The organism is Paraburkholderia saeva (genome assembly GCF_907164555.1).
Classification (GTDB): domain Bacteria; phylum Pseudomonadota; class Gammaproteobacteria; order Burkholderiales; family Burkholderiaceae; genus Paraburkholderia; species Paraburkholderia saeva.
Window position 1 is genome coordinate 416,463 of the sequence record NZ_CAJQZC010000001.1, and the last position, 19,689, is coordinate 436,151.

Annotated in this window: 19 protein-coding genes and 1 tRNA gene; 12 read left to right on the top strand and 8 right to left on the bottom strand. The window is 59.4% G+C overall.

Features of this window, described 5'->3' with window-relative positions; all coding sequences use genetic code 11:
• Positions 1–5 precede the first annotated feature (5 nt).
• Entirely contained in the window at positions 6–1,133 is a 1,128-nt protein-coding gene (locus LPA36_RS01835) for an acyl-CoA dehydrogenase family protein (RefSeq protein WP_228874441.1), read from the top strand.
• A gap of 32 nt (positions 1,134–1,165) precedes the next feature.
• On the opposite strand, the gene LPA36_RS01840 is transcribed toward LPA36_RS01835, so the two are convergent.
• Complete coding sequence (locus LPA36_RS01840; RefSeq protein WP_228874442.1) at positions 1,166–1,888, bottom strand: nitroreductase; 723 nt, start codon at positions 1,886–1,888, stop codon at positions 1,166–1,168.
• A gap of 837 nt (positions 1,889–2,725) precedes the next feature.
• On the opposite strand from LPA36_RS01840, the gene LPA36_RS01845 reads away from it, so the two are divergent.
• The 11 genes from LPA36_RS01845 to LPA36_RS01890 all read left to right on the top strand — a co-directional run bounded on the left by LPA36_RS01845 (position 2,726) and on the right by LPA36_RS01890 (position 13,129).
• The gene (locus LPA36_RS01845) at positions 2,726–3,358 is read left to right on the top strand and encodes a LysE family translocator (RefSeq protein ID WP_228874443.1); all 633 of its coding nucleotides are present in this window, start codon (positions 2,726–2,728) and stop codon (positions 3,356–3,358) included.
• Between the two features lie 387 nt (positions 3,359–3,745).
• Positions 3,746–4,210, top strand: a complete 465-nt coding sequence (locus LPA36_RS01850) for a hypothetical protein (RefSeq protein ID WP_228874444.1) — start codon at positions 3,746–3,748, stop codon at positions 4,208–4,210.
• A gap of 40 nt (positions 4,211–4,250) precedes the next feature.
• Entirely contained in the window at positions 4,251–4,400 is a 150-nt protein-coding gene (locus LPA36_RS29565; RefSeq protein WP_407674209.1) for a hypothetical protein, read from the top strand.
• A gap of 586 nt (positions 4,401–4,986) precedes the next feature.
• A complete protein-coding gene (locus tag LPA36_RS01855; protein WP_228874445.1) occupies positions 4,987–5,280 on the top strand; it encodes a hypothetical protein in 294 nt (97 codons plus the stop codon).
• A 1,274-nt stretch (positions 5,281–6,554) separates the two neighbouring features.
• Complete coding sequence (locus tag LPA36_RS01860; RefSeq protein WP_228874446.1) at positions 6,555–7,625, top strand: hypothetical protein; 1,071 nt, start codon at positions 6,555–6,557, stop codon at positions 7,623–7,625.
• Positions 7,626–8,086: 461 nt separating this feature from the next.
• Positions 8,087–8,929: a hypothetical protein gene (locus LPA36_RS01865; RefSeq protein ID WP_228874447.1), complete on the top strand. Its 843-nt coding sequence runs from the start codon at positions 8,087–8,089 to the stop codon at positions 8,927–8,929.
• A gap of 476 nt (positions 8,930–9,405) precedes the next feature.
• Positions 9,406–9,834 carry a hypothetical protein gene (locus tag LPA36_RS01870; protein ID WP_228874448.1) on the top strand — a complete coding sequence of 143 codons (429 nt, stop codon included), beginning with the start codon at positions 9,406–9,408 and terminating at the stop codon, positions 9,832–9,834.
• 521 nt (positions 9,835–10,355) lie between these two features.
• A complete protein-coding gene (locus tag LPA36_RS01875; protein WP_228874449.1) occupies positions 10,356–11,033 on the top strand; it encodes a hypothetical protein in 678 nt (225 codons plus the stop codon).
• Between the two features lie 393 nt (positions 11,034–11,426).
• Positions 11,427–11,939 (top strand): hypothetical protein, encoded by a 513-nt coding sequence (locus LPA36_RS01880; protein WP_228874450.1) that lies wholly within the window; start codon positions 11,427–11,429, stop codon positions 11,937–11,939.
• 57 nt (positions 11,940–11,996) lie between these two features.
• A complete protein-coding gene (locus tag LPA36_RS01885) occupies positions 11,997–12,611 on the top strand; it encodes a hypothetical protein (protein ID WP_228874451.1) in 615 nt (204 codons plus the stop codon).
• Between the two features lie 275 nt (positions 12,612–12,886).
• Positions 12,887–13,129, top strand: a complete 243-nt coding sequence (locus LPA36_RS01890; RefSeq protein WP_228874452.1) for a helix-turn-helix transcriptional regulator — start codon at positions 12,887–12,889, stop codon at positions 13,127–13,129.
• Positions 13,130–13,527: 398 nt separating this feature from the next.
• Here LPA36_RS01890 and LPA36_RS01895 read toward each other — a convergent pair whose 3' ends face one another.
• The 7 genes from LPA36_RS01895 to tolR form a co-directional block, all read right to left on the bottom strand.
• A complete protein-coding gene (locus LPA36_RS01895; RefSeq protein WP_228874453.1) occupies positions 13,528–14,904 on the bottom strand; it encodes a site-specific integrase in 1,377 nt (458 codons plus the stop codon).
• A 405-nt stretch (positions 14,905–15,309) separates the two neighbouring features.
• Positions 15,310–15,385, bottom strand: a tRNA-Lys gene (locus LPA36_RS01900).
• 162 nt (positions 15,386–15,547) lie between these two features.
• Complete coding sequence (gene ybgF, locus LPA36_RS01905) at positions 15,548–16,297, bottom strand: tol-pal system protein YbgF (RefSeq protein WP_228874454.1); 750 nt, start codon at positions 16,295–16,297, stop codon at positions 15,548–15,550.
• Between the two features lie 15 nt (positions 16,298–16,312).
• Positions 16,313–16,822, bottom strand: a complete 510-nt coding sequence (pal, locus tag LPA36_RS01910) for a peptidoglycan-associated lipoprotein Pal (RefSeq protein ID WP_090532324.1) — start codon at positions 16,820–16,822, stop codon at positions 16,313–16,315.
• 19 nt (positions 16,823–16,841) lie between these two features.
• On the bottom strand, positions 16,842–18,134 hold the full coding sequence (gene tolB / locus LPA36_RS01915; RefSeq protein WP_228874455.1) for a Tol-Pal system beta propeller repeat protein TolB: 1,293 nt from the start codon (positions 18,132–18,134) through the stop codon (positions 16,842–16,844).
• Positions 18,135–18,252: 118 nt separating this feature from the next.
• Positions 18,253–19,242, bottom strand: coding sequence for a cell envelope integrity protein TolA (gene tolA, locus LPA36_RS01920; protein WP_228874456.1), 990 nt, complete (start codon positions 19,240–19,242; stop codon positions 18,253–18,255).
• Positions 19,239–19,688 carry a protein TolR gene (tolR, locus tag LPA36_RS01925; RefSeq protein ID WP_228874457.1) on the bottom strand — a complete coding sequence of 150 codons (450 nt, stop codon included), beginning with the start codon at positions 19,686–19,688 and terminating at the stop codon, positions 19,239–19,241. The genes tolA and tolR overlap by 4 nt, the downstream gene beginning before the upstream one ends.
• Position 19,689 lies beyond the last annotated feature (1 nt).

Here is a 19,689-nt window from a genome sequence, read left to right on the forward strand (position 1 = left end):
GAATTATGGATTTCACTTACAGCGAAGAGCAGCAAATGCTCGTGGACAGTCTGCGCCGTTTCGTTGAGACAGAATACACGTTTGAAAAGCGGCGCCGGCGCTCACGTGAGGCAGCGAGCTTCGACCCGCAGATCTGGTCATTGCTCGCGGATATGGGGGTGATCGGCCTCACGGTGCCAGAAGAGTACGGCGGTTTCGGCGAAGGCGCCGCGAGCAGGCTCGTTGTGCAGTTCGAACTGGGGCGGGCGCTGACGCTGGAACCGGTCATCCCGAGCGGGGTGGTCGCGGCACAAGTGCTGAATGCGTTTGGCAGCCCGGCGCAGAAGGACAACTGGCTTCCGGCCATTGCAAGCGGCACACGCATTGTGACTGCTGCTTGGCTCGAACCGGGCACGCGTTATCGGCCGGAGGCAGTTCGCACGGGCGCGCATGGTACGCAAGACGGTTACGTCCTCAACGGTGTCAAATCACTCGTCTGGCACGGCGAGACAGCCGACGCTATGCTGGTCACGGCGAGACTCGATGGCGGCAACGACATTGGGCTCTTCATCGTCCCGCGCAGCACACCAGGCCTTACCGTCACCGCCTATCCGACGATGGACGGACTGCGCGCCGCTGACCTGAAACTGGAGTCCGTTGTCGTCGGTGAAGATGCCATGATAGGCGGACCGAAAGACGGGTTGAAGGCGCTCACGCACGGGCTCGATCATGGCATTGCTGCGCTGTGTGCGGACGCGGCCGGCGCGATGGAAAAGCTGATTGAGATCACGGTGGAGTATCTGCGTAATCGCCGTCAGTTCGGTCAGCCGTTGGGGGCTTTTCAGGCCTTGCAGCATCGCATGGCCGACATGCTCGTCCAGAAGGAGCTGGCGCTGTCGATGGCCTATGTTGCGGCCCAGGCGCTCGACGAAGCGGATCCGGCCCAGCGCCGCCGCATGCTGTCCGCCGCCAAGGTCAGCGTCGCAAAGGCAGGGCGCTTTGTGGGTCAGCAGGCTGTGCAACTGCACGGTGGAATGGGTATGACCGACGAACTAGAAGTCGGCGATTATCTGAAGCGGCTCACGATGTTCGATTCGTTATTGGGCGACTCTGATTATCATGTCGCGCGTTACTGTGATGCCATGCAAAGCTAAGCGTGATCGGCTCGCATGTTGCGAGCCGTTTTCTAATCAGCGATCCATTTGACCGCTTCTTCGAGGGGGGCGCGACTGGTTCTATATGAATTGGCGGGATGTCCTTCGTCGGCATAGCCGAAGGATATTGCACACACCATTCGCCGGTCCTCGCCCAGGTTCAACTCCCGTCTGACAATCTTCGCGTACGTCGACAGCGCCGCTTGAGGAACTGTCGCGATGCCGCTTGCGTGCGCGGCCAGCAGAAAGTTGCTGACGTAGCATCCACAGTCGATTGCACCATAGATACCGAGTGCCTCGTTCGTGGTGATAATCGCCACATGCGGAGCGCCGAAAAATCGGAAGTTCTCTAGCGCCTGCTGGGCATAGGCCGCTTTATCGCCACGGGCAATTCCCAATGCGTTGTAGAGTTGAAATCCAGTTTCGCGCCGGCGATCCAGATAGACCCCAGTGTATTCGCGCGGAAACGTAAAGTCGGGTTCGGGAGGCGCTTCGTTCGACGCGTGGTCGTAGAGTGTGCGCATGAGTCGCTCAGTACCCGCGCCCTCTGTGATCGCGACATGCCATGACTGACTGTTGCACCAGGAAGCGGTCCGTTGAGCGGTGGCGAGAATTTTCTCAATGACGTCTCGGGGGACAGGATCCGGCCGAAATGATCGACAACTATAGCGCTCGTCTAGAAGACGTCGAACGACTTTGAAATCATTATCGTCGCGCGTGGTTGCCGAAAATTCTTCGGGGTGGGATGAATTCATATGGATCCAGATTGTGATGGGAAATGTTTGGTTGGGCTGGCACGCTGGATCCACATTTGATCGAGATCTTTCTGACGGTTCAAACGCTACCGCCCGATAGCGGGACAACGCTAATGTATCTGTTTTTAGGTGGCGAGAGACAGAACTTCTGACTTGAATTTGCGATGCGAGTGTTCGGCAATGGAGCGCTTGAATCCCGCAAATCCCTAAGCGTCTGTTTCAGCCGGAATAGGGCATCCGGTTATTTTATGTGGATAGCTATCCATTGTGTGTTTTGAAGCTGCTTCGCGACAATAAGCCCCAATATCCCTGGTCATCGAGCCCGAGGAAAAAGCGATTGCGATCTCCAATAGGCGGCCATCGAATAGCTAGCTGTTGACACCGACGATGATGCCGTGCTGTCTTCGACGACGCAGATGGAAGCACCATGTCCACGTAGGAACAATATCACCCGATAAAGGGGAATTGGATAAAGACGCTGCCTGACAGCGGCGCAGTTGTCATCGTAAGTTTACTCTGCACAGAAGGAATTCTATCGATCAGTCTTGGGGGCTGCGAATCTGAGCGGTCCGGCCATCCAAGCCGGTTTCTTAAGAACCGTAGTTCGGCCTAGGCCGCCATTCGCGTGTTGATTCCCTCCACGCTCTCTCATCCAAGGACAGCGGTCGTTCGAAAACGGAAATCGCGAACTGTTACTGCGACGAAGACGAATGCGTACTTTCGACCCGGAACGAGCTGGCTGCACGACCGAAATCGGCCGGTCAAACCGATTGATTCAGTACATGATTTTCATTAAACTGAGATCCCTTTTGCGCAACTGGCGCAAGGGGACCTTCCATGCTTGGCTTTGCTACTCTCACCCTCTTTTCAGGGGCCTGTCTCGCGCTCACGATGACGCCAGGTCCGGATATGCTACTCATAGCATCGAGAAGCGTTACTCAGGGACGGTCTGCTGGCTTCACATCGCTTGCCGGCATATTGGCTGGAACCTATTGCCACGCAATGCTGGCGGCGTTTGGCCTGTCCCGACTGTTTCTCGCCGTGCCGGTAGCCTACGATGTCGTCCGATTCGCTGGCGCCGCCTACCTGCTCTACCTTGCGTGGAAGACCCTTCGCGCGTCCCCCTTGTCCATTTCGCCCGCCGCCAGCGGAGCTCGTTTTTCTGTTCAAAGGATTTTCAGGCAAGGGTTGCTGACCAATCTGCTCAATCCGAAGATGGCTTTGTTCGTCCTTGCGCTGTTCCCGCAATTCGTGCGTCCGCAAGACGGTGCAGTGGCCTTTCAGATATTGACGCTTGCGACCGTGCTCAATTTCATCGGTCTGATCGTGAACGGCATCGTCATCATTTTTGCAAGCCGACTTACGCAAAGGTGGTTATGCCGACGCCATCAGTCCCGGACCCCTCAATACCTGCTTGCGTCCGTTTTCGCCGGACTCGCGGCGAGGCTTGCTGTTGTTAGTCGGAGCTGAGCATTGGAGGAACGCTGCCCACCAGATCGACATGCTCGCAACCGTGCAAAAGATCGACGAGCTCAAAGCCATCATCATCGCTCTCAGAAATTGCTCAGCATCTCAGCGACCGAGACGGCCCCCAACACAGCAAGCGAAACAGCGACGAGTAAAAAATCTCTCCGGCGGTCCAGCAATTTTTGGGGAGAAATCGACTACCGGCGCAGCTGTACACAATTTCTATCGATAGGGGACCCGAACATGAAGAAACGAGCATCGCGAACGACTCGGCATCTGGGTATGCTGCAGCATATCGATATCAGTAAACAGGGGTATTGACGCGGGGCTCCGTGAGGCGTCGTTACATGCCCCCCGGGACTGATGAAAACGTTTTGAACGGGGAATGCTATGTCTATCCACGCAAGCTCGTCGGTCTGCGATGACCCGATCGTTTCGCTGGAGTCCTGGTCTATTCGCGAATCGAGTACTGGCGCACGGCATTTCGTCGGATTCAACCTTGCCGAGCGCGACGGACGTGTCAGCACGGCAATCATTTCGTTCGACGCGACAACGCGCACGGGCGTCACTGCAACTGGCCGTCGCTACGTCCTGGTCGGGCGTGCAGGATTCGACAGGGATGCTGAATATGTCTGGCAGTGGGCGGTAAGACAGTGGCGCATTCAGAAGTGGAGCGACGTGACCGCCCAACTCGTGCCGGACTGGCGACGACCGTTGCCGGTTGGTCAGTGCGATGAGGTTGGTCCGACCGCTGCCGGGAACGGGGCATCGGCTGTATCCGATATGGCTGACTTCGACCGTCGAGATGTTTGGGGCACCGACTTTATGGAGGACGCCGATGACCATGCCGCATGAGCGTACGCGGTCCGTGTTGCGCACGCGGGAATTACTCCAAATGCTTGCATCAGGGAGTGACGTCCCGGCCATGGACGAACTGCGAGATCGCGCGTTAAGCCTGTTACGGCATTTCCCGGACAAGATGCATTTCGCCTGGACGGCGAAAGTCTTGCCCGCCGTCTGGGGCGATCCTGACGAAAAATGGTAACCCCGCGCCTGCACGGGAGGCATGGCCAATGGTCGACTGGATGTATGGCAGTCCCGTTTGCAGCTGTCGGGGCGGTGAAGTCGAGACATGGGCACGTTATGCGCCAGAAGCGAAGAGGAATCTGCCACCTCACATGGCGAGTGGCAGCATATGAGGGGGAGTATCTCGCGCACGGTGCAGAGCTGCCTTTCGTATCCGAGGCTCGCGGCGAGCTGACTCTGGAGCAGAGTGGGCCGATACCGAGGTGCGTAGCCTAGCACTAGTTCGTTGCTGTCGTAACTGCCCTCCGTGCCGATCAGGAGCGTCAGTATCCGCTGCCGCCCTTTCCGCCCGTGCGTCGCCACATGACGGTGTTTGTCGATAGGCTCCAGTCTCTCGACGGCAAGACCAGCGGCGCGATTGCCCGTCTCGATATGACGCGAGAACAGCGCAGTGCCGATGGAAGTCTGCTGGTACGGAATCAGACGCGCATTGATCTCGATCCGGTCTGTATTGAACGGTCCCACAGTATCCTTGACGTATTCATACGTCTCCTGTCGCCGACCAGTCAATGACTCGGTCGGCATGGATTGCGGGGCAACGTTTCATGAAAGTCTACCAACTGCTTGAGCGTCTGGCGAATGCCGATCCCGAAGCACTTGTTCTGGTATTTCTGCCCTACGCAGATGTTTCCGATGGTGCCGTTCTCGGCGATGTCATCGTACGCGATGACTTATGGAACCATGAATCCGGCTTGTATGGCGGGCGTCCATATGAAGTCTTCTATCCGGGCGCCCCGGAAGAGCGAGAGCCGCTGTATTCAAACGTGAAGGTCGAGCGGGTCAGGGTGGTCCTGATTGGAGAGGAGCTCGGAAACTTTCGCCTGCTGTTGAAGGTTTAGTCACGAGCCTGATGTCGGCATGGCGTACGTAAACTTCCGGCGGCTCCGCTTTTTCGCTGAAACCCTCTTCGTGCAGAAGACAGCAGGCTGATGCGCCTTTCGACCAGCTCGCGGGGCTGTCCCTCCTGCGGCTCATAGTTCCGCAGCACGAGCGATTCCTCCTTCGCGCGCTTCAAACCGAAGGTGGCGAGAGCTGCGATGGCGCCAGGATTGATCCATTTAGCTCTTTTTGATTCATGCTTGTTTTTGAGACTCTCTCGCCAAACCGTTCGTGAATCCCACCGAATTCTGAGCTTCGATCTTCTAAACGGTTGAGATAGTTCACCTAGTGGCTCGGTCGGGTTCGATATGTGGGTACGACTGTGATACAAGTCACGCCTGCGAAGAGCGGCCTCTACATTTGGTATTTGAAGAACGGGGGTGCAGGCAAAAAACCTTGGACATCGCAGTGAAAGACCTGAAGCGTGAAGAGTTTCGCGATATTCGCTTCTATGGCCTATTCATGCTAGCCATCGCGGCAACGGGAACAGCATTCTGCATGTCGATGCTTGCTGATTGGCAACGAGGCCGTCGACTTTCGAAAAGCATTGTCCGGTGTGCGTTTAGCGTTGTGCTCGTCACGTGCGCCCATTTAGTGCCGACGCTATGCGTCGAAGCCTCGACTATCGCTTGCTGAATTGCCGGCATATTGTGGGTCGCGTTCATGCTCGCCGTTTCGTTTAACCATGCAACGTTCTTACTGCTGTCGCAGCAGCATACGGGCGAGCTTCGGGCGGACGCGATAGTAGTGCTTGTCGGGCCGGCCGCGACTGTTGCTCCGTGAGATTGTAGCCTTGGAGCGATAGCTTGGAACAGGCAACCGTCGACGCGATGTCTGCCTTAAACACACAGGGGCGTACGCGCAGCTGCGCGAACCTTTGCGAACCGGATCGCGTTGTCCGCAAAGCTCGATGTTTTAAATGTCAAAGCGGATGAAGCGACGCGGCGGGAGAGCGGCTCGAATACGGAGAGATCGCTCAGAGAAATCTCGTGACTATGTGCGTGCGCAACCTCGGTTCAATGCACACAAATTTTAGAGGTGTCCGCTACCGCGCGAACGTTCAGGACGACGGGCATCCTGCACATACGTCAATTGCTTTCGCTGGATTCCCATCCATAATCCGCGAGCGCGGAGAGCCACATTCGATCGGAGTTGCGGACATCCGTGTCTGCTTCTGGTACCTGATTCACGGCGATAGCTATCTATACGTATCATTCCATGAAACGGGGGCTGCGTGCAGACCGGAGTCGATAACGAAAAAATTGCTGGGAACAGACGGTTCTCCGACTTCCCGTCGCGCGGGTCATTATTACTCGCCATCGCAGCAACCGGAACCACCGTCTGCATATCCGTGCTAGCCGGATGGCAACGTGGCGATTGGCTGGCGGAACGGCTACTCTGGTGTGCGATCAGCATTGTTCTGGTCCTGTGCGTGCACCTGTTGCCTGCGTTATGTCGGGCAGCGCCGCCCCCGGTTCGCTGTATCGCCGCCGGAGTGTGGGCGGTCTGCGCGATTGCAGTCAGCTTCAGCCACGTAACGTTCTTCCTGATGTCGCAACTGCATGCGGGCGAGCGCCGAGCAGAGGCGATCACCTTGGCTGCCGAGCACTTTCCTAAAATCTATCCATCCGGCCGCACTCTGACGGCCATTTCCGCAGAGCAAGCGACGGTCAGGGCAGCGATAGGGGACATTGAAGCGCATCGCTGTGCCCGAAACTGCGCGAGTGTTCGCGCGAACGGGGTTGCCCTGACCGCAAAGCTCGACGCGCTCAATGTCGAGGCGGACGAGACAAAACGGCGGGAAAGGGCAGAAGACCGGCGGATTGAGCAAGCGAGTCACGTGACGACTCTGCGTGACTCCGCGCGTGACGACCCAGTCACGGCACGACTGGCCGGTTGCTTGGGCATGACTGAGGGAAAAGTGAACCTGCTGCTGGCGTTTGTCTTTGCAGCCGAACTGGAAGGTGTGGCGTGCTTGTGCTGGTACCTGGCGCTTCGACCGGGCAGCACGGCTAGGATTCCCGTTGACGAGGCTGCCGATTTCTCAGTCACGCCGGTGGTCACGGCGGGTCAGTCCGAGAGTCACACGTTACTCGCCAACTGTCACGTGACTCGGGACCGGTCAGCCGTGACTGCTTCGCTGGTCGCCCACGACCGCGAGGACCGTCGCGACGAAACCAGCCTGCAACTCACCCGGGACATTGCAGCTGGGCATCTTCGGGCGACAGTTGCCGACATCCGGCGTCATCTCGGCTGTTCGCAGGCAAGGGCCGCCGAACTCAGACGGCAGATCGGCAGCCTTTAAATGCATTGACGTACTGCCCGGATTGCGTACGGCAAGCGAACGTCAACTGCCGGTCGAGCAGGCTTCAGACGTCGTCATCGTTCCTGTCTATGTCATCCGCGCCTCGAACAGCCCTTTCGCAACCCCGATTCTCCAGGCCAATGCTGACTCGATTGGCGGGCGACTACGGAGTCGCATACGTCACGTACCGACAGACAGATGTCTTGGGCCATGCCTTGTCCGTCTCTGGCTAGGGCGCCCGAAGGCCTTAACGTTGTCGCGATAGTTTTACGCAGCGCTGGCAGATCGTCTGGCTTTTTGCTGTCTTCGACCTACAGATCGGGCATGGTTGTGCCCCGCTGATCGAATTTTTATTTTGCTCCGCACCGATAGCCCAACGCTCCATCGGGGAACCGATACCTCAAGGTCTGACGCCGCCCGCCGTTATGAAGTGTTTGTGCGACGGGAGCGCAAGGCCGCTGATGAAATTTGAATCCTTACATCATGTACTGCACGAGATTGCGAAATGCAAGGACCCGGCCAGAATTGTCGGCAACTCGGAATTTCGGCGCGCATGGCAGATTACCGAAGCAGCGAAAGACCTCCAGCAGCAGTTGTGCAATGCACCAGATCCCCATCCGAGGTGGGTAGAAAACAGACGCAACCGGCACATTTTTAACGAGGGCGTGGCTGCTGAGGGCATGTCGCTGATCGAGAGCGCTGCCGCGTGGTATGAGTACGAGGAGGGCAGGCGCCTCTGTTTTGTGGCGGTAGATTCGCGCTTCAGGCAGGGCAGACAAATTGTAACGCCGCTGATGGAACCCGTGGTCGAGGAAAACGGTCAATGGGACCAAAACGAATTCTTCCGTTCGCTCAGTATCGGCTTCGACCGGTCCGAGGTGGTCCGATTTCTCGACGCCACCCGGATTCCCCATGGTTTCGGTGACCATGACCACGGGATAGCCGGTGTCGAGACGGGCGATCTTGCACGGGCATTTGACGGGATCCAGTGGGTCGCCCGAGACTGGACCCACAAGCTTGGCAAGAAGGATCTCGTCTGGGTCAACGGTGCCCGCCTGAAGAAGGGCGCACAGGGGCTCAAACAGGCCCGGCAGACCTGGGATCCTGTGAAACTTGCGAAGGCCGTTTTGAAGCAGCACGAGATCGACCCCCGCGTTTTCGATGTGGCTTTCGACCTTCCTGCCCTGAAAGCCTGGAAGGAGCAATGGGAAAAGGCTCGGTCTGAACTGCTCCTCAAATACACGGGAAAATACCCGGGACCCTCGCTGTGGCCCCGCGCCACCCCGCGTCGACACGGGAAATAAGTGCACGCCCTTCGGAGGTGGCGGCCGTGTAATTCATAGTGGCTCCAAGTGCTCGGGCTGGTCCCGGGGACCCGGCCCAGATGTCGGGGACCTCGGGGGCTGGGCACTCAACCCAATTATCCGGGGCCACGAAATGCATTCCATCTGCCTACAGCAATGCCTGCGGCGGCGATCGCCGCCGCGCCGGATTGCCCGGCTGCCACCCTACCTCACACCTGCGCTGCCTGACACAGCAGCACCCCGCCGCTTCCGCCATCCTCGGCAGCTATTCGCCTCGCTTCCCATCCTCATCAGCAGGGGCGCGAAAAACCGGGTTGGGCCTATTCTTTTAGACGCCGGAAAAGACACAATGACGAAGCCAGCAGATTCACGACAGCAGCCGTACTTCGACCGGCTGGTCGGCTACATGACGCGCAATCCGCCGGCCGGCCCAGGGGAGGCAGCATACCGGACCGGCAATATGCTTGAGGACCTCTATGAGTCTCGCCCCGCTTTCTGGTGTGAACTGGATCCGGAAACGGTCTTTCGTGCATTCCAGTTATCTTCCAAAGCTCAGCCCGGATACGAAGCTGGACTCGCGGATGACCGTTAGACAGTGGATCGCGTACCTCCTCTACGTGCGGCAATTCGACGAGCGCTGTGCCATGCGCCTCCTCGCATTGCCGGCAAGCGAGCGTCCCCTGGAACCTGAACAGGTCTATGACTGGCTGATGGCGGATTTCCAGAAGAGGGGCGAGCACGAATACGCGGACCACTTGGACTCCGACTGCAAGGCAACGCGTGCGATTCTGGGGTTCATGCACCGACTCGAGGATGCTGGTGCAGAGGCTTGTCCGATTGTCGCGGCGGAGCCGCCGTTCGGCGCACCCGCCTCTGGAGCGGCGAACGGTGCGCAACCTGTTTGAGTTACGCACCTGTAGCGATGTGTGTAGCGACATACGGAGGTATTTCGCGTATCCCATGACTGGATACCTGGACTAAGACGGGGCGATACGGGTGGAACTATTGCGCAACTGGACATCTATTTGATTCGTAGAGCTATATACATATTCTAGACCGTCGCCATTGGTGCGGATTCCTCTCCGCTTTCACACCGAGCGGTACGGACGAATGATCCGTGCCGGGACTAGGATGAGCGTCTCCCCACGCGCTTTGATACAAGGAAGATTGTGATATGAAGCTGGATAAGCAAGTTAAAAAATGAGTTCGAATATTAGGACTATCTCGAACGTGATGGATGCAAGGGGGTGCACGCGCAGTGCCGGAGTTTCTGGCGGTTCAAGTCGGCAGCAACGTATCTCGATAAGTTCTCTTCAAAGCAACAGTCTTCCGATCCTGTTTAAGAAGCGGCGGATTCAACTCGCTGGTTGATTGCCGGAGCGAGCCGGGCCCATTGTCTGACTTTTCACCACGAGGAAATGTTTATATGAAATTGAACCATAAAAATGTCAAAGCTCAAGCCCCCAAGGGCATGCCTGGCAGCTTGCAAAAAATCGGCGTGTTCATGCCGGAAGAAGTCTTCTTGGAATTGGTACAAAACCAGACGTCACGACCTCCGCTTGGTCCTGTTCTGGCTGCACATTCCAATCTGAGGCGGATTGGGGCGCTGGCAGATGGAAGCGGGAGCGTGGGTTTCGGGCACATAGCGGGACCTGGTCTTTCAGTGGTGACTATCCGCGTCCAAATTGGGGCGGCCCAGATTTACTTTCTGGCAGACGCGAGCTGCAGGAAGCCTTGGATTGCCATCGATACGTGGCGCGGAAACCGGCAGGCGCCTGTCGCGTTGATTGAGGATAGTCAGATACTGTACTCGCTTCCTGAAATTGACTGGACGCCCGGGAAAAGCACGAGTGGCATTGATTATTTGCGGCGAGAGTGTGAGAGAGACACGTCGGTGCCGTTTATGGAGTTCTGCTCAAGCTTGGCCGCAAGCGGGATTATCGAACGCAGAGCCACAAGTGACCTGGAAGGTATCGAACTTTCCCACGTTGAGGTCAACATCCTCATGCCGGAGCGGTTGACCAAGTACATCGGGGCGCCTTTGTCGGCAGGTGGACCTCCTGTAATTTTGCTGCCTGACTCGCCTAGCGGCGGGATTCATTGATGGCCTGAGAAAACGGTCATGCGGCCGGCTTCCGCGTGGATTTCGCTCGTGGCTAACTGATTATCGATAATGGTTTGAAGGTACGTGTATGAACTGGCCATAACGGACCTGTAATTAGTAATCCTATTTAAAAGTTATGGGTTGACCATTGTTTTTTCTTAGCGACGACGCGGCATTGAAGCGCCGGCGGGCGCACTAATTTTGCTCGCGCCGGTTCACAACTTTTCCTGCAACCCCACACCCGATGAGGATCGGAACATGAACCTAAAAAGAAATTTGCCCCCCAAAGACGTCGCACAATCCGGCGCTGGCCGGGACGCCAGCCCTTCGGCCAGAAGCAGGAGACCGCTATTTGACCTGCCCCCTGTCCAGGGCTCCCAGCAGGCCACATTCATGCGGCTGACAACCGGGTTCAGTACACGCACAGAGCATCCGGATGAGCTAGACCTGCAGGCGGTTTTCGAGGTGCTCGAGTCAGTCTACGAACCGCGCCGAAGATACTGGCGCGAGCTCGACCCGAACACCGTGCTGGAGGCTATCCACTGCCACGCGCCCAACTTGCGGGCTGCGCAGGAGCGGTTTGAGATTGGCAGCCACACGGAGTTTGTCTGGCGTATCGAGGAGGGCATGTTCATGCTCCAGTCGCTCGAACGGTGCGCTGAGCTACTGCTTGATGCTCCCAGTGATTCACGGCCGCACAGTATGACCGATACCTATCAGTGGCTGCATGCCGAACTTTTGCGCCGGGGTGAGTTTTTCCCATTGAGTAGCCTGGAGTCCGGGGGCAGAAGTGCAATCGCCCACATCCATCGAATGGTTGCGTCCCTCGGTTCAAGTCCTGCCGTGCCGCCTGAGTGCGTGCCCAAGCGTGGCCGCCGTGGCCAGCGTCGCCAACGTATTTCCTGATGGAAATGCACTCTCTTTTTTACTCCGTTCCAATCTGATGCTTCGAGGTTAATTGCCATGCAGATATCAAATCCTTTCGCGCTGGAGTCTTCCCAGCTTGTCCAACTGCTCAACCCGTTCGGAGACGGTCTCCTGGCCGACTTCGCCTCAGGGCCAGCTCTCAGCGCGTGTTTGCCCTCGCACATGCCGTTGCCGCCGGAGGTGACCGAAGACCTGCATCTCTGTTTGACATCATCAGGCGGACAGGAAACCTCTGTAATCATTGTCACGGCCGTCATCGATGAGGTGTTTGCCTTTCACTATTTTCTGGACGGTAGCGACGAGGATACCTGGCGTGCACTGAACGCGTGGGACGAACAGGGCGGGTTCCAGCTTCTGGTTCACCACGACGGCGGAGACGAAACTCTTCCGTTGATCCAGCGCCTGCCTGAAGGAGTCCGACTGAGCGCCATGTTCGCCGATATCCGCAGCACTGGTGGCCAAGACAAGACGATTAAGTTCCTGGCGCGCGCCTCCTTCGCGTGCGGTAACCGGGAAATGGAAAAAGCGGCTCGGGCCTATTTTCCGCATGTCGTGCATCAAGGTTCCTTTATTGTTGCGACGCCGAAGGTAGCCCTGTGCGCGGAGGCGTTGTCTGCGATGCACAACGTCTCACCGGAGGTGTTGCACTAGTGCCTGGGCACGCTCGCCGACCTCTTCGGCGGGGCGGGTCAGGTCAGAGTCCGTCGTAGTTCCGGTTAGCAGGACGTCGGCTTCTGGCTGACGTCCTGCGTCCGCCATCCGGGGAAGGGCGTCTGCTTGGCCTCCCATTAGTACAGAAATTTGCCTCTACGGCCACGTGATCGCGAAGCGCACGAAGCCTGTGTGGGCCGCTGCTGCCTTTGCGGCGGCCAGCATGGATAAAACCGGTCGCTCTACTTCCCATCACAACAGTAATGGAAAGCATCATGCAAACACTGGATAAACCGACGGTCTGCGAGCAGCTCGCCATCTCCGAGCGGACTTTGGACGGATGGGTTCGTGAGGGACGGTTTCCGCCGCCGGTACGGGTGGGCAAGCGTTGTTACTGGGCAGCTGAGGCAATTCAGACCTGGTACGCGGCGCAGTTTGCGGCACAGCTCGCCTTTAACCCTTCCCTCGGCCGCCGCCCGACCGGCGTCCCTGCCAGTACAAAGCAGAAGACGCGGTGAATTGCGTGAGTACGGCTTCAGACTGCATGCCGGATTTCGTAAGACTCCAGAAAAGTTTCAGCGCTGAAACTGGCCATCAGTCAATCGTCGTCCTCGCCATCCAGTCGGTCGAGAAACCCGGCGGCGTCACAAAAGTTGTCGGCAACGATGCCCGTTTGTTCCATCTCGGGAATCCGGACTCGCGCCTCTCGCTGTTCTGTCTGCTCCCGCGTCGGGTTGTCCCGTGTGGGGCGATCATCCGGTCCGCCGCGACTTGGTTTCACACCTGCTCCGGTTGTAGCGGGCCATGAAACCACTATAGTCTGCTCGTCAGCTCTACTCCAGGCGAGTGACGGATACCACGCCAGAAGCACGACCCCTACTTGTGGGGCCGCGCTACGGGGTTTGCGGTTGCGTTGCTAGGCAGCGCGGCGGCGGTTGCGGAAATCGACGGCGACAATGCTTCCGTTTGCCCCAGATGAATTTCCACAGGGCGGCGTGGGCTGTTCGTCTGCCGTGGATGCTGTCGTCCCCGGATGCGATGCCTCATGCTCCACACGGGACCGCGCGTTGAGACGTCGCGCCTGCGTTGTCGCGCGCGCCTTACTGGCCGACTGCCCGCGCAGATCGGGCGGTAATGACGGCATCAACGAGGGCTCGGTAGCATCAAGCGCATCGAGCACGTCATCGACAAACAGATGCGTGTAACGCGCGAGCATTGCGTCCGTTTTGTGGCCGGTGATGCGTTTGAGCATCTGGGGATTGCGTAGCCGCCGAGCATGCCGAGTGGTGCCGACGTGCCGGAGGTCGTGGAAGCGGAGGTCGGGCAGTCCAGCTTCCCTGGTGGCGCGGTCCCATGCGGAGTCGAGTGCGTCGGCGGTGACCGGGAAGACGCGACCATCGTCACCGTCGTGGGGCAGGCGGGAAAGGATTTCAACTGCCCTTTGCGTGAGCGGCACAACCTGGTTCTCACCCGCTTTCGTGAGCCGTAGCGTGACGGTCCGTCCCGCAAGATCGACATCGCGCCAGCGCAGTTTCAACAGACTGCCTCGCCGGCCGGTGGTCTCAATCGCCAACTGAGCGATGGGCAGGAAGAACGGGTTATCGCACCGACCCAGCGCGTGGAACAGCGCCTGCTCCGCATCCTCATCGAGGACTGCGGACCGGCCTGGGCCGCCTTTGGGAACTGCAACACTTAACATCGGGTTTTCGAATCCCGCCCAGTTCCAGTGTTTTTGCGCACAGTTGAAACAGTGTTTGAGCAGCGCCAGTTCTTTCTGGATTGTGCTATCCGTGAGGCCGTCCTTACGCATTTCGGACATGAACCGGAGCACCGTCTGCGCGCTTACCTGCGTGACCGGCAGAAGGGCGAGCCCGGCGCGAAAGGTGTTCGTCTTTTCACGCGACGAAGCGCGCCTGTCGCGAAGGCCTGCGAAGCTGGAAGGCAGTTCCGTCGGAGGCGGCGCGTCAGTCAGGTCAAGGCCGCCCTGTTCAGTGGCCCGCAAATGCAGGGTCGGCAGGCTAGCGGCCGCCAGATAGCGGTTGATGAGGTTGATTTCCTGCTTCGCGCCGCGCTTGTGAATGGTGTAGAGATGGGCGTACTCGTAGAGCATGCGGCCAACGGTGGCTTTTGCGGGACCGCCTAGCAATGGCGCATGCGCCCGCTGAAGGTCACCATGCAGCTCCGCAGCCCAGGTCTCGGCCTCCTTGCGGGTGCGGAAGTTTTTCTTGTGATTGGCTCCGGCGACTGTGACGCTGGCTTGCCACGCGTTGCGGTGACGATAGATGCTGGCCATGTCACACCTCCTTGCGGCAGGAGCTGGAAACGGAAGGCGGGCGATTAAGGCGGGGACGGGTACGGCTCATGGGCTGCTCCGGTAGTGAGTGGAGCAACGTGTAGACCTGTGTTTTATCCGCGGCTTTCGCAACCGGTGACCATGCAGACGGCACGAACATTCGTGACGTCGTGGTGGCCAATGGTCAGGTTGTCGGTTGGCCGGACACCCAACGGACCGGAGCACGGATCACTGGAAACTGTGTCCGCAGCCGGCGGCAGTGGGGCGCAGTCAACGGTAGCGTGACGCGGTCGACCGAAGTGGACCGCAGTCACTGCTGCCTCCCGATCTGCCTCCCACGGGCACCTGAAGTACAAAAACAAAAGGCCTGCTTGCGCAGGCCCTTTGTTTTACTACAGGAATCTTTGGTAGGCCGTACGGGATTCGAACCTGTGACCAACGGATTAAAAGTCCGCTGCTCTACCAGCTGAGCTAACGACCCAAAAGAGAAGCGAGATTATAGCGATGGGGTTGGCCCATGTCAACCTGCCGGGCAGCCGGCGGATCAAAGAGAAAAGCCCGGGCACTGGGTGCTCCGGGCTTTTCAGCGAGAGGCGCGCGTTGCGTCAGACAGGTACTACGCGCTGTACTGCGAGCAGCTGCTTTACTTGATCTGCGACAGCTTGCTTTGAGCCGATTGTGCCACGTCCGAGCCGCCGTATTGCGCAACGATCTGCTCCAGGGTCTTGCGGGCGGCTGCCTTCTGTCCCTGCTCGAGCTGATTGTTCGCAATCGCGAGCAGCGCTTCAGGCGCACGCGGATGCTGCGGGTAATTCTTCACGACGCCCTGCCACGTCGCCGTCGAACCCTTGTAGTCGCGCAATGCATATTGTGCGTTGCCGAGCCAGTACTGCGCGGTCGGCTGATAAGGGCTCTGCGGATACTTCTGGATGAACGCGCGGAATGACGCAGCCGCGTTCTTGAAATCGCCGCTGCGGAACTGCTGCGAGGCGGCGTTGAATGCGTCTGTCTCACCCGGCTGCACCGAGCCCTGCACACCATCGACCGTCTGCTGCTGCGGCTCGAACTTCTTCAGCCGGCCATCGAGGTCGGTGTAGTAGTCCTTCTGCTGCTTTTGCACAGTCGCGAGCTGGTTGGCCATGTCCTCGTTCTGCCCACGCAGCGTTGCAACCTGCTGGTTCAGCTGGTCGAGACGGTTGGACTGATCGAGGATGGTGCGCTGTGCAGCGGACAACTGACTCGACAGGCTGTCGGTCTTGGTGCGCAGATCGAGGATCGCCTGACGGGCCTGATCGTCGTCAAACATGCCCGCGTGCGCCGGTCCGGCCATCAAGGCCGTCCCCGCGACGCAGGCCGCTGCGGCAACCCGCAGCCAGGAGAAACGATGCGTCATTCGGCTCATCATCCGTTACTGTTGATACACGAGGTCCGCACGGCGGTTTTGTGCCCACGACGATTCGTCGTGACCCGTTGCCTGCGGCTTTTCCTTGCCAAGACTCACAGCTTCCATCTGCGAATCCGGCACGCCCAGCAGCGACAGCGAACGACGCACAGCTTCAGCACGCTTCTGGCCGAGTGCCAGGTTGTACTCGCTCGTGCCGCGTTCGTCGGTGTTGCCCTGGATCAGCACGTGACGCTCCGGGTGGCTCTTCAGGTATTGCGCGTGCTGGCCGAGCAGCGACTGGTAGTCGTCCTTGACCGAGTAGCTGTCGAAGTCGAAGTAGATGCTGCGCTTGGCGAGCGGGCTGTTCGGATCGTTCAGCGGATCGACGTTCACCTGGGCAACCGCGTTCGGGTTCGGTTGCGTGCTGACTGCGCCGCCCTTGTTGGCGTTTTCGTCGAGCTTGACACCCGAATGACAGGCGGCAAGCGCGCCGAGCATCAATACGGCAAATGCGATACGAAGTTTGGACATCATTTTTTACTCTCCTTGTGTGTTATTGCATAAACGGGCCCCAGGACGGCTCGCGAACGTTGCCGCCCTGAACGGACAGGACCTGCCGGGTACGACCATCGGTCGACACCGCGGCCAACACGCCACGGCCGTTCACCTCTGTGGCGTAAAGAATGTACTGACCGTTCGCCGCGAAGCTGGGCGATTCGTCATGTGTCGTGTCGGTGAGGCCAGTTGCCGAGCCGGTCTGCAAATCGAGCAGATACAGCTTGAACCCGCCACCCGTGCGCGAAATGTACGCGAGTTCCTTGCCGTCCGGACTCACGCGTGGGCTGGTGTTGTAGCTGCCCGAGAACGTGACGCGTTGCGCAGCGCCGCTGCTTTCGCCCTGAACCGGCATCTTGTAGATCTGCGGTGCGCCGCCACGGTCACTCGTGAAATAGATCCACTGGCCGTCAGGTGAGTACGCAGGTTCCGTATCGATCGAGCTGCCCTGCGTCAGGCGACGCAGACCGCTGCCATCGGCATTGACGCCGAAGATCTGCGTGTTGCCGGTGCGCGAGAGCGCAACGGCAAGCGTCCGTCCGTCCGGCGACCAGGCAGGCGCGCTGTTGTTGCCCTTCTGATCCGAGACGACAACCCGGCGGCCCGTCGGCAGATCGTGAATGTAGACGATCGGCTTCTTCTTCTCGAACGATACATAGGCGACCTTCGTGCCGTCCGGCGACCATGCCGGCGAGATGATCGGTTCCGGGCTGGAGAGCGCAATGTGCGCGTCCTGGCCGTCCGAATCGGAAACCTGCAACTGGTAACGGCCGCCCGTCTTGATGACGTAGGAGAGACGCGTGGCGAATACGCCGCGCGAACCCATCAGCTTTGCGTAGATGTAATCCGCGACCTTGTGCGCGCTCATGCGCAGACCGCTTTCCGGGCTCACGAGCACGAGGCCGCCGAGGCTCTGCTGCTTGACGGTGTCGTAGAGCTTGAAGCGCACTTCGTACTGGCCGTTCGCGAGGCGGTTCACGCTGCCGGACACGAACGCGTCAGCACCCTTGGCCTTCCAGCTGCCGAGGTCGACGGAATCGGTTTCGGCTACGGGCGTGGCGCCTGCGTCGATGTTGGTGAATTTGCCGCTGCGCTGCAGATCCTGGCGCACGATCGTGCTGACCTGCTGGGGAGAATTCGCTTCGTTAGCGAAATTCGCCGTAGCGATCGGAAACTGCGTGGACCCGACGCCCGTGACAAGGACGTTGAGTTGCGCGTGTGCGCTGCTGCCCGCCGCGATCAGGCACGACGCCAGGAGCACCCTCAGGCCTGACTTGGTCATCAAACTCATGCTGTATGGATTCTCCAAAAAACGGGATTTCTACCACAATACGACAGCAGACAGACCCGGAATTGCACAATTCGTTCCCGGGCGCGCACCTTGCAGCACAAGGGCGCTGCGTCTGCGGTCAACCTGCCGGCCGCAACGTAATCGTAAAGCTGGCCGGCGTTTTTCCATTCGTGTCGAGCGGCATCGGGTCCGAACGCTGGACCGCGCGCAGGGCAGCGTCATCCCACTGGGCGTTGCTGCTGCCACGCGTGATCGTTGCGCTCAGGAGCGTGCCCGTCGGCGAGCAGCGCACGGCCACGACCGTTTCCAGCCCCTGCGGGTCGCCTGCCCATACGATATTCGGACGCACGCGCCGCTGTACCTTCTCGGCGTAACCGGCCGACGCCGCATTGCCACCCGCGCCGCTGCCCGTGCCGCTCTTCGCGAGGCCTTCGCCGGACGAGCCTTCGCCGCCGGCCATACCCTGCATCTGCGCGAGACGCGCGCGACGCTCGCTGTCGAGTTTCTTCGCCTGCGCATCGGCCTGCGCCTGCGCGGCTTTTGCCTTCGCGGCCTTGTCCGCGTCGGCTTTCTTCTGGGCTTCCGCCTGGGCCTGCTGCTTCAACTGATCCTGCTTCTGCTGCTCGGCAAGTTGTTGCTGCTTGAGCTTGTCGGCCTGCTGCTGTTGCTGCTTCTGCTTGAGCGCCGCGGCTTTTTGCGCGGCGAGATCGGCGGCCTGCTGCTGCGCGACTTGCTGCTGACGTTTCGCCTCGGCCTCCTGCTGCGCCTGCACCTTCTGGCGCTGCTGCTCGGCCAGTTGGGCCTGACGCGCGGCTTCCTGTTGCTGACGTTTCTTTTCCTGCAACGCGATATCGGCCTGCTCGTCCGGGACGGGCGGGGCAGGGGCGACCGGCTGCGGCGGGGGCGGAACCGGCCGCGGCATCGGCGTATCGGGCACGGCGGTCCACAGTTCGGCTTCGGCGCCGGCGGGCGTGCTGTTCTGCCAGTGAATGCCGTGATACAGGAAGAACCCGAGCAGCACGTGCATCACCAGCGCGAGCGCGAACGCACGCCATGTGCCGCGTTCACGCGGCGGTCGGACGGGAGCGGCGGAATTCTTCCGGATCATTGCGATTTGACGAGCAATCCAACGCGTTTGACGCCGCGAGCTTTCAGGTCGGACATCACGTTCATCACGACTTCATACTTGACGGTCTTGTCGGCGGCGATCACCACCGGCTGATCGGGATGCGTCTGCGCACGGTCGGTGATGAAGCCGTTCAGGTCCGCCTTCGTCATGTCTTCCTGCTGCTGCGTGCCCGCGTCGTCCTTGTACTTGACGCTCATGTTGCCGTCGGCGCGAATGTTGACGACGACGGGCGGCGTCTGCTGTTGCGGCGCGGCGCCGCCGACGGTCGGCAGATTGACGATCGATGGCGCGACGAGCGGCGCCGTCACCATGAAAATCACGAGCAACACGAGCATCACGTCGATGTACGGCACGACGTTGATGTCCGACATCGCGCGGCGCGAACGGCTGCCGCGCATGCTGCTGGAACGGGAGGAACCGGCCATC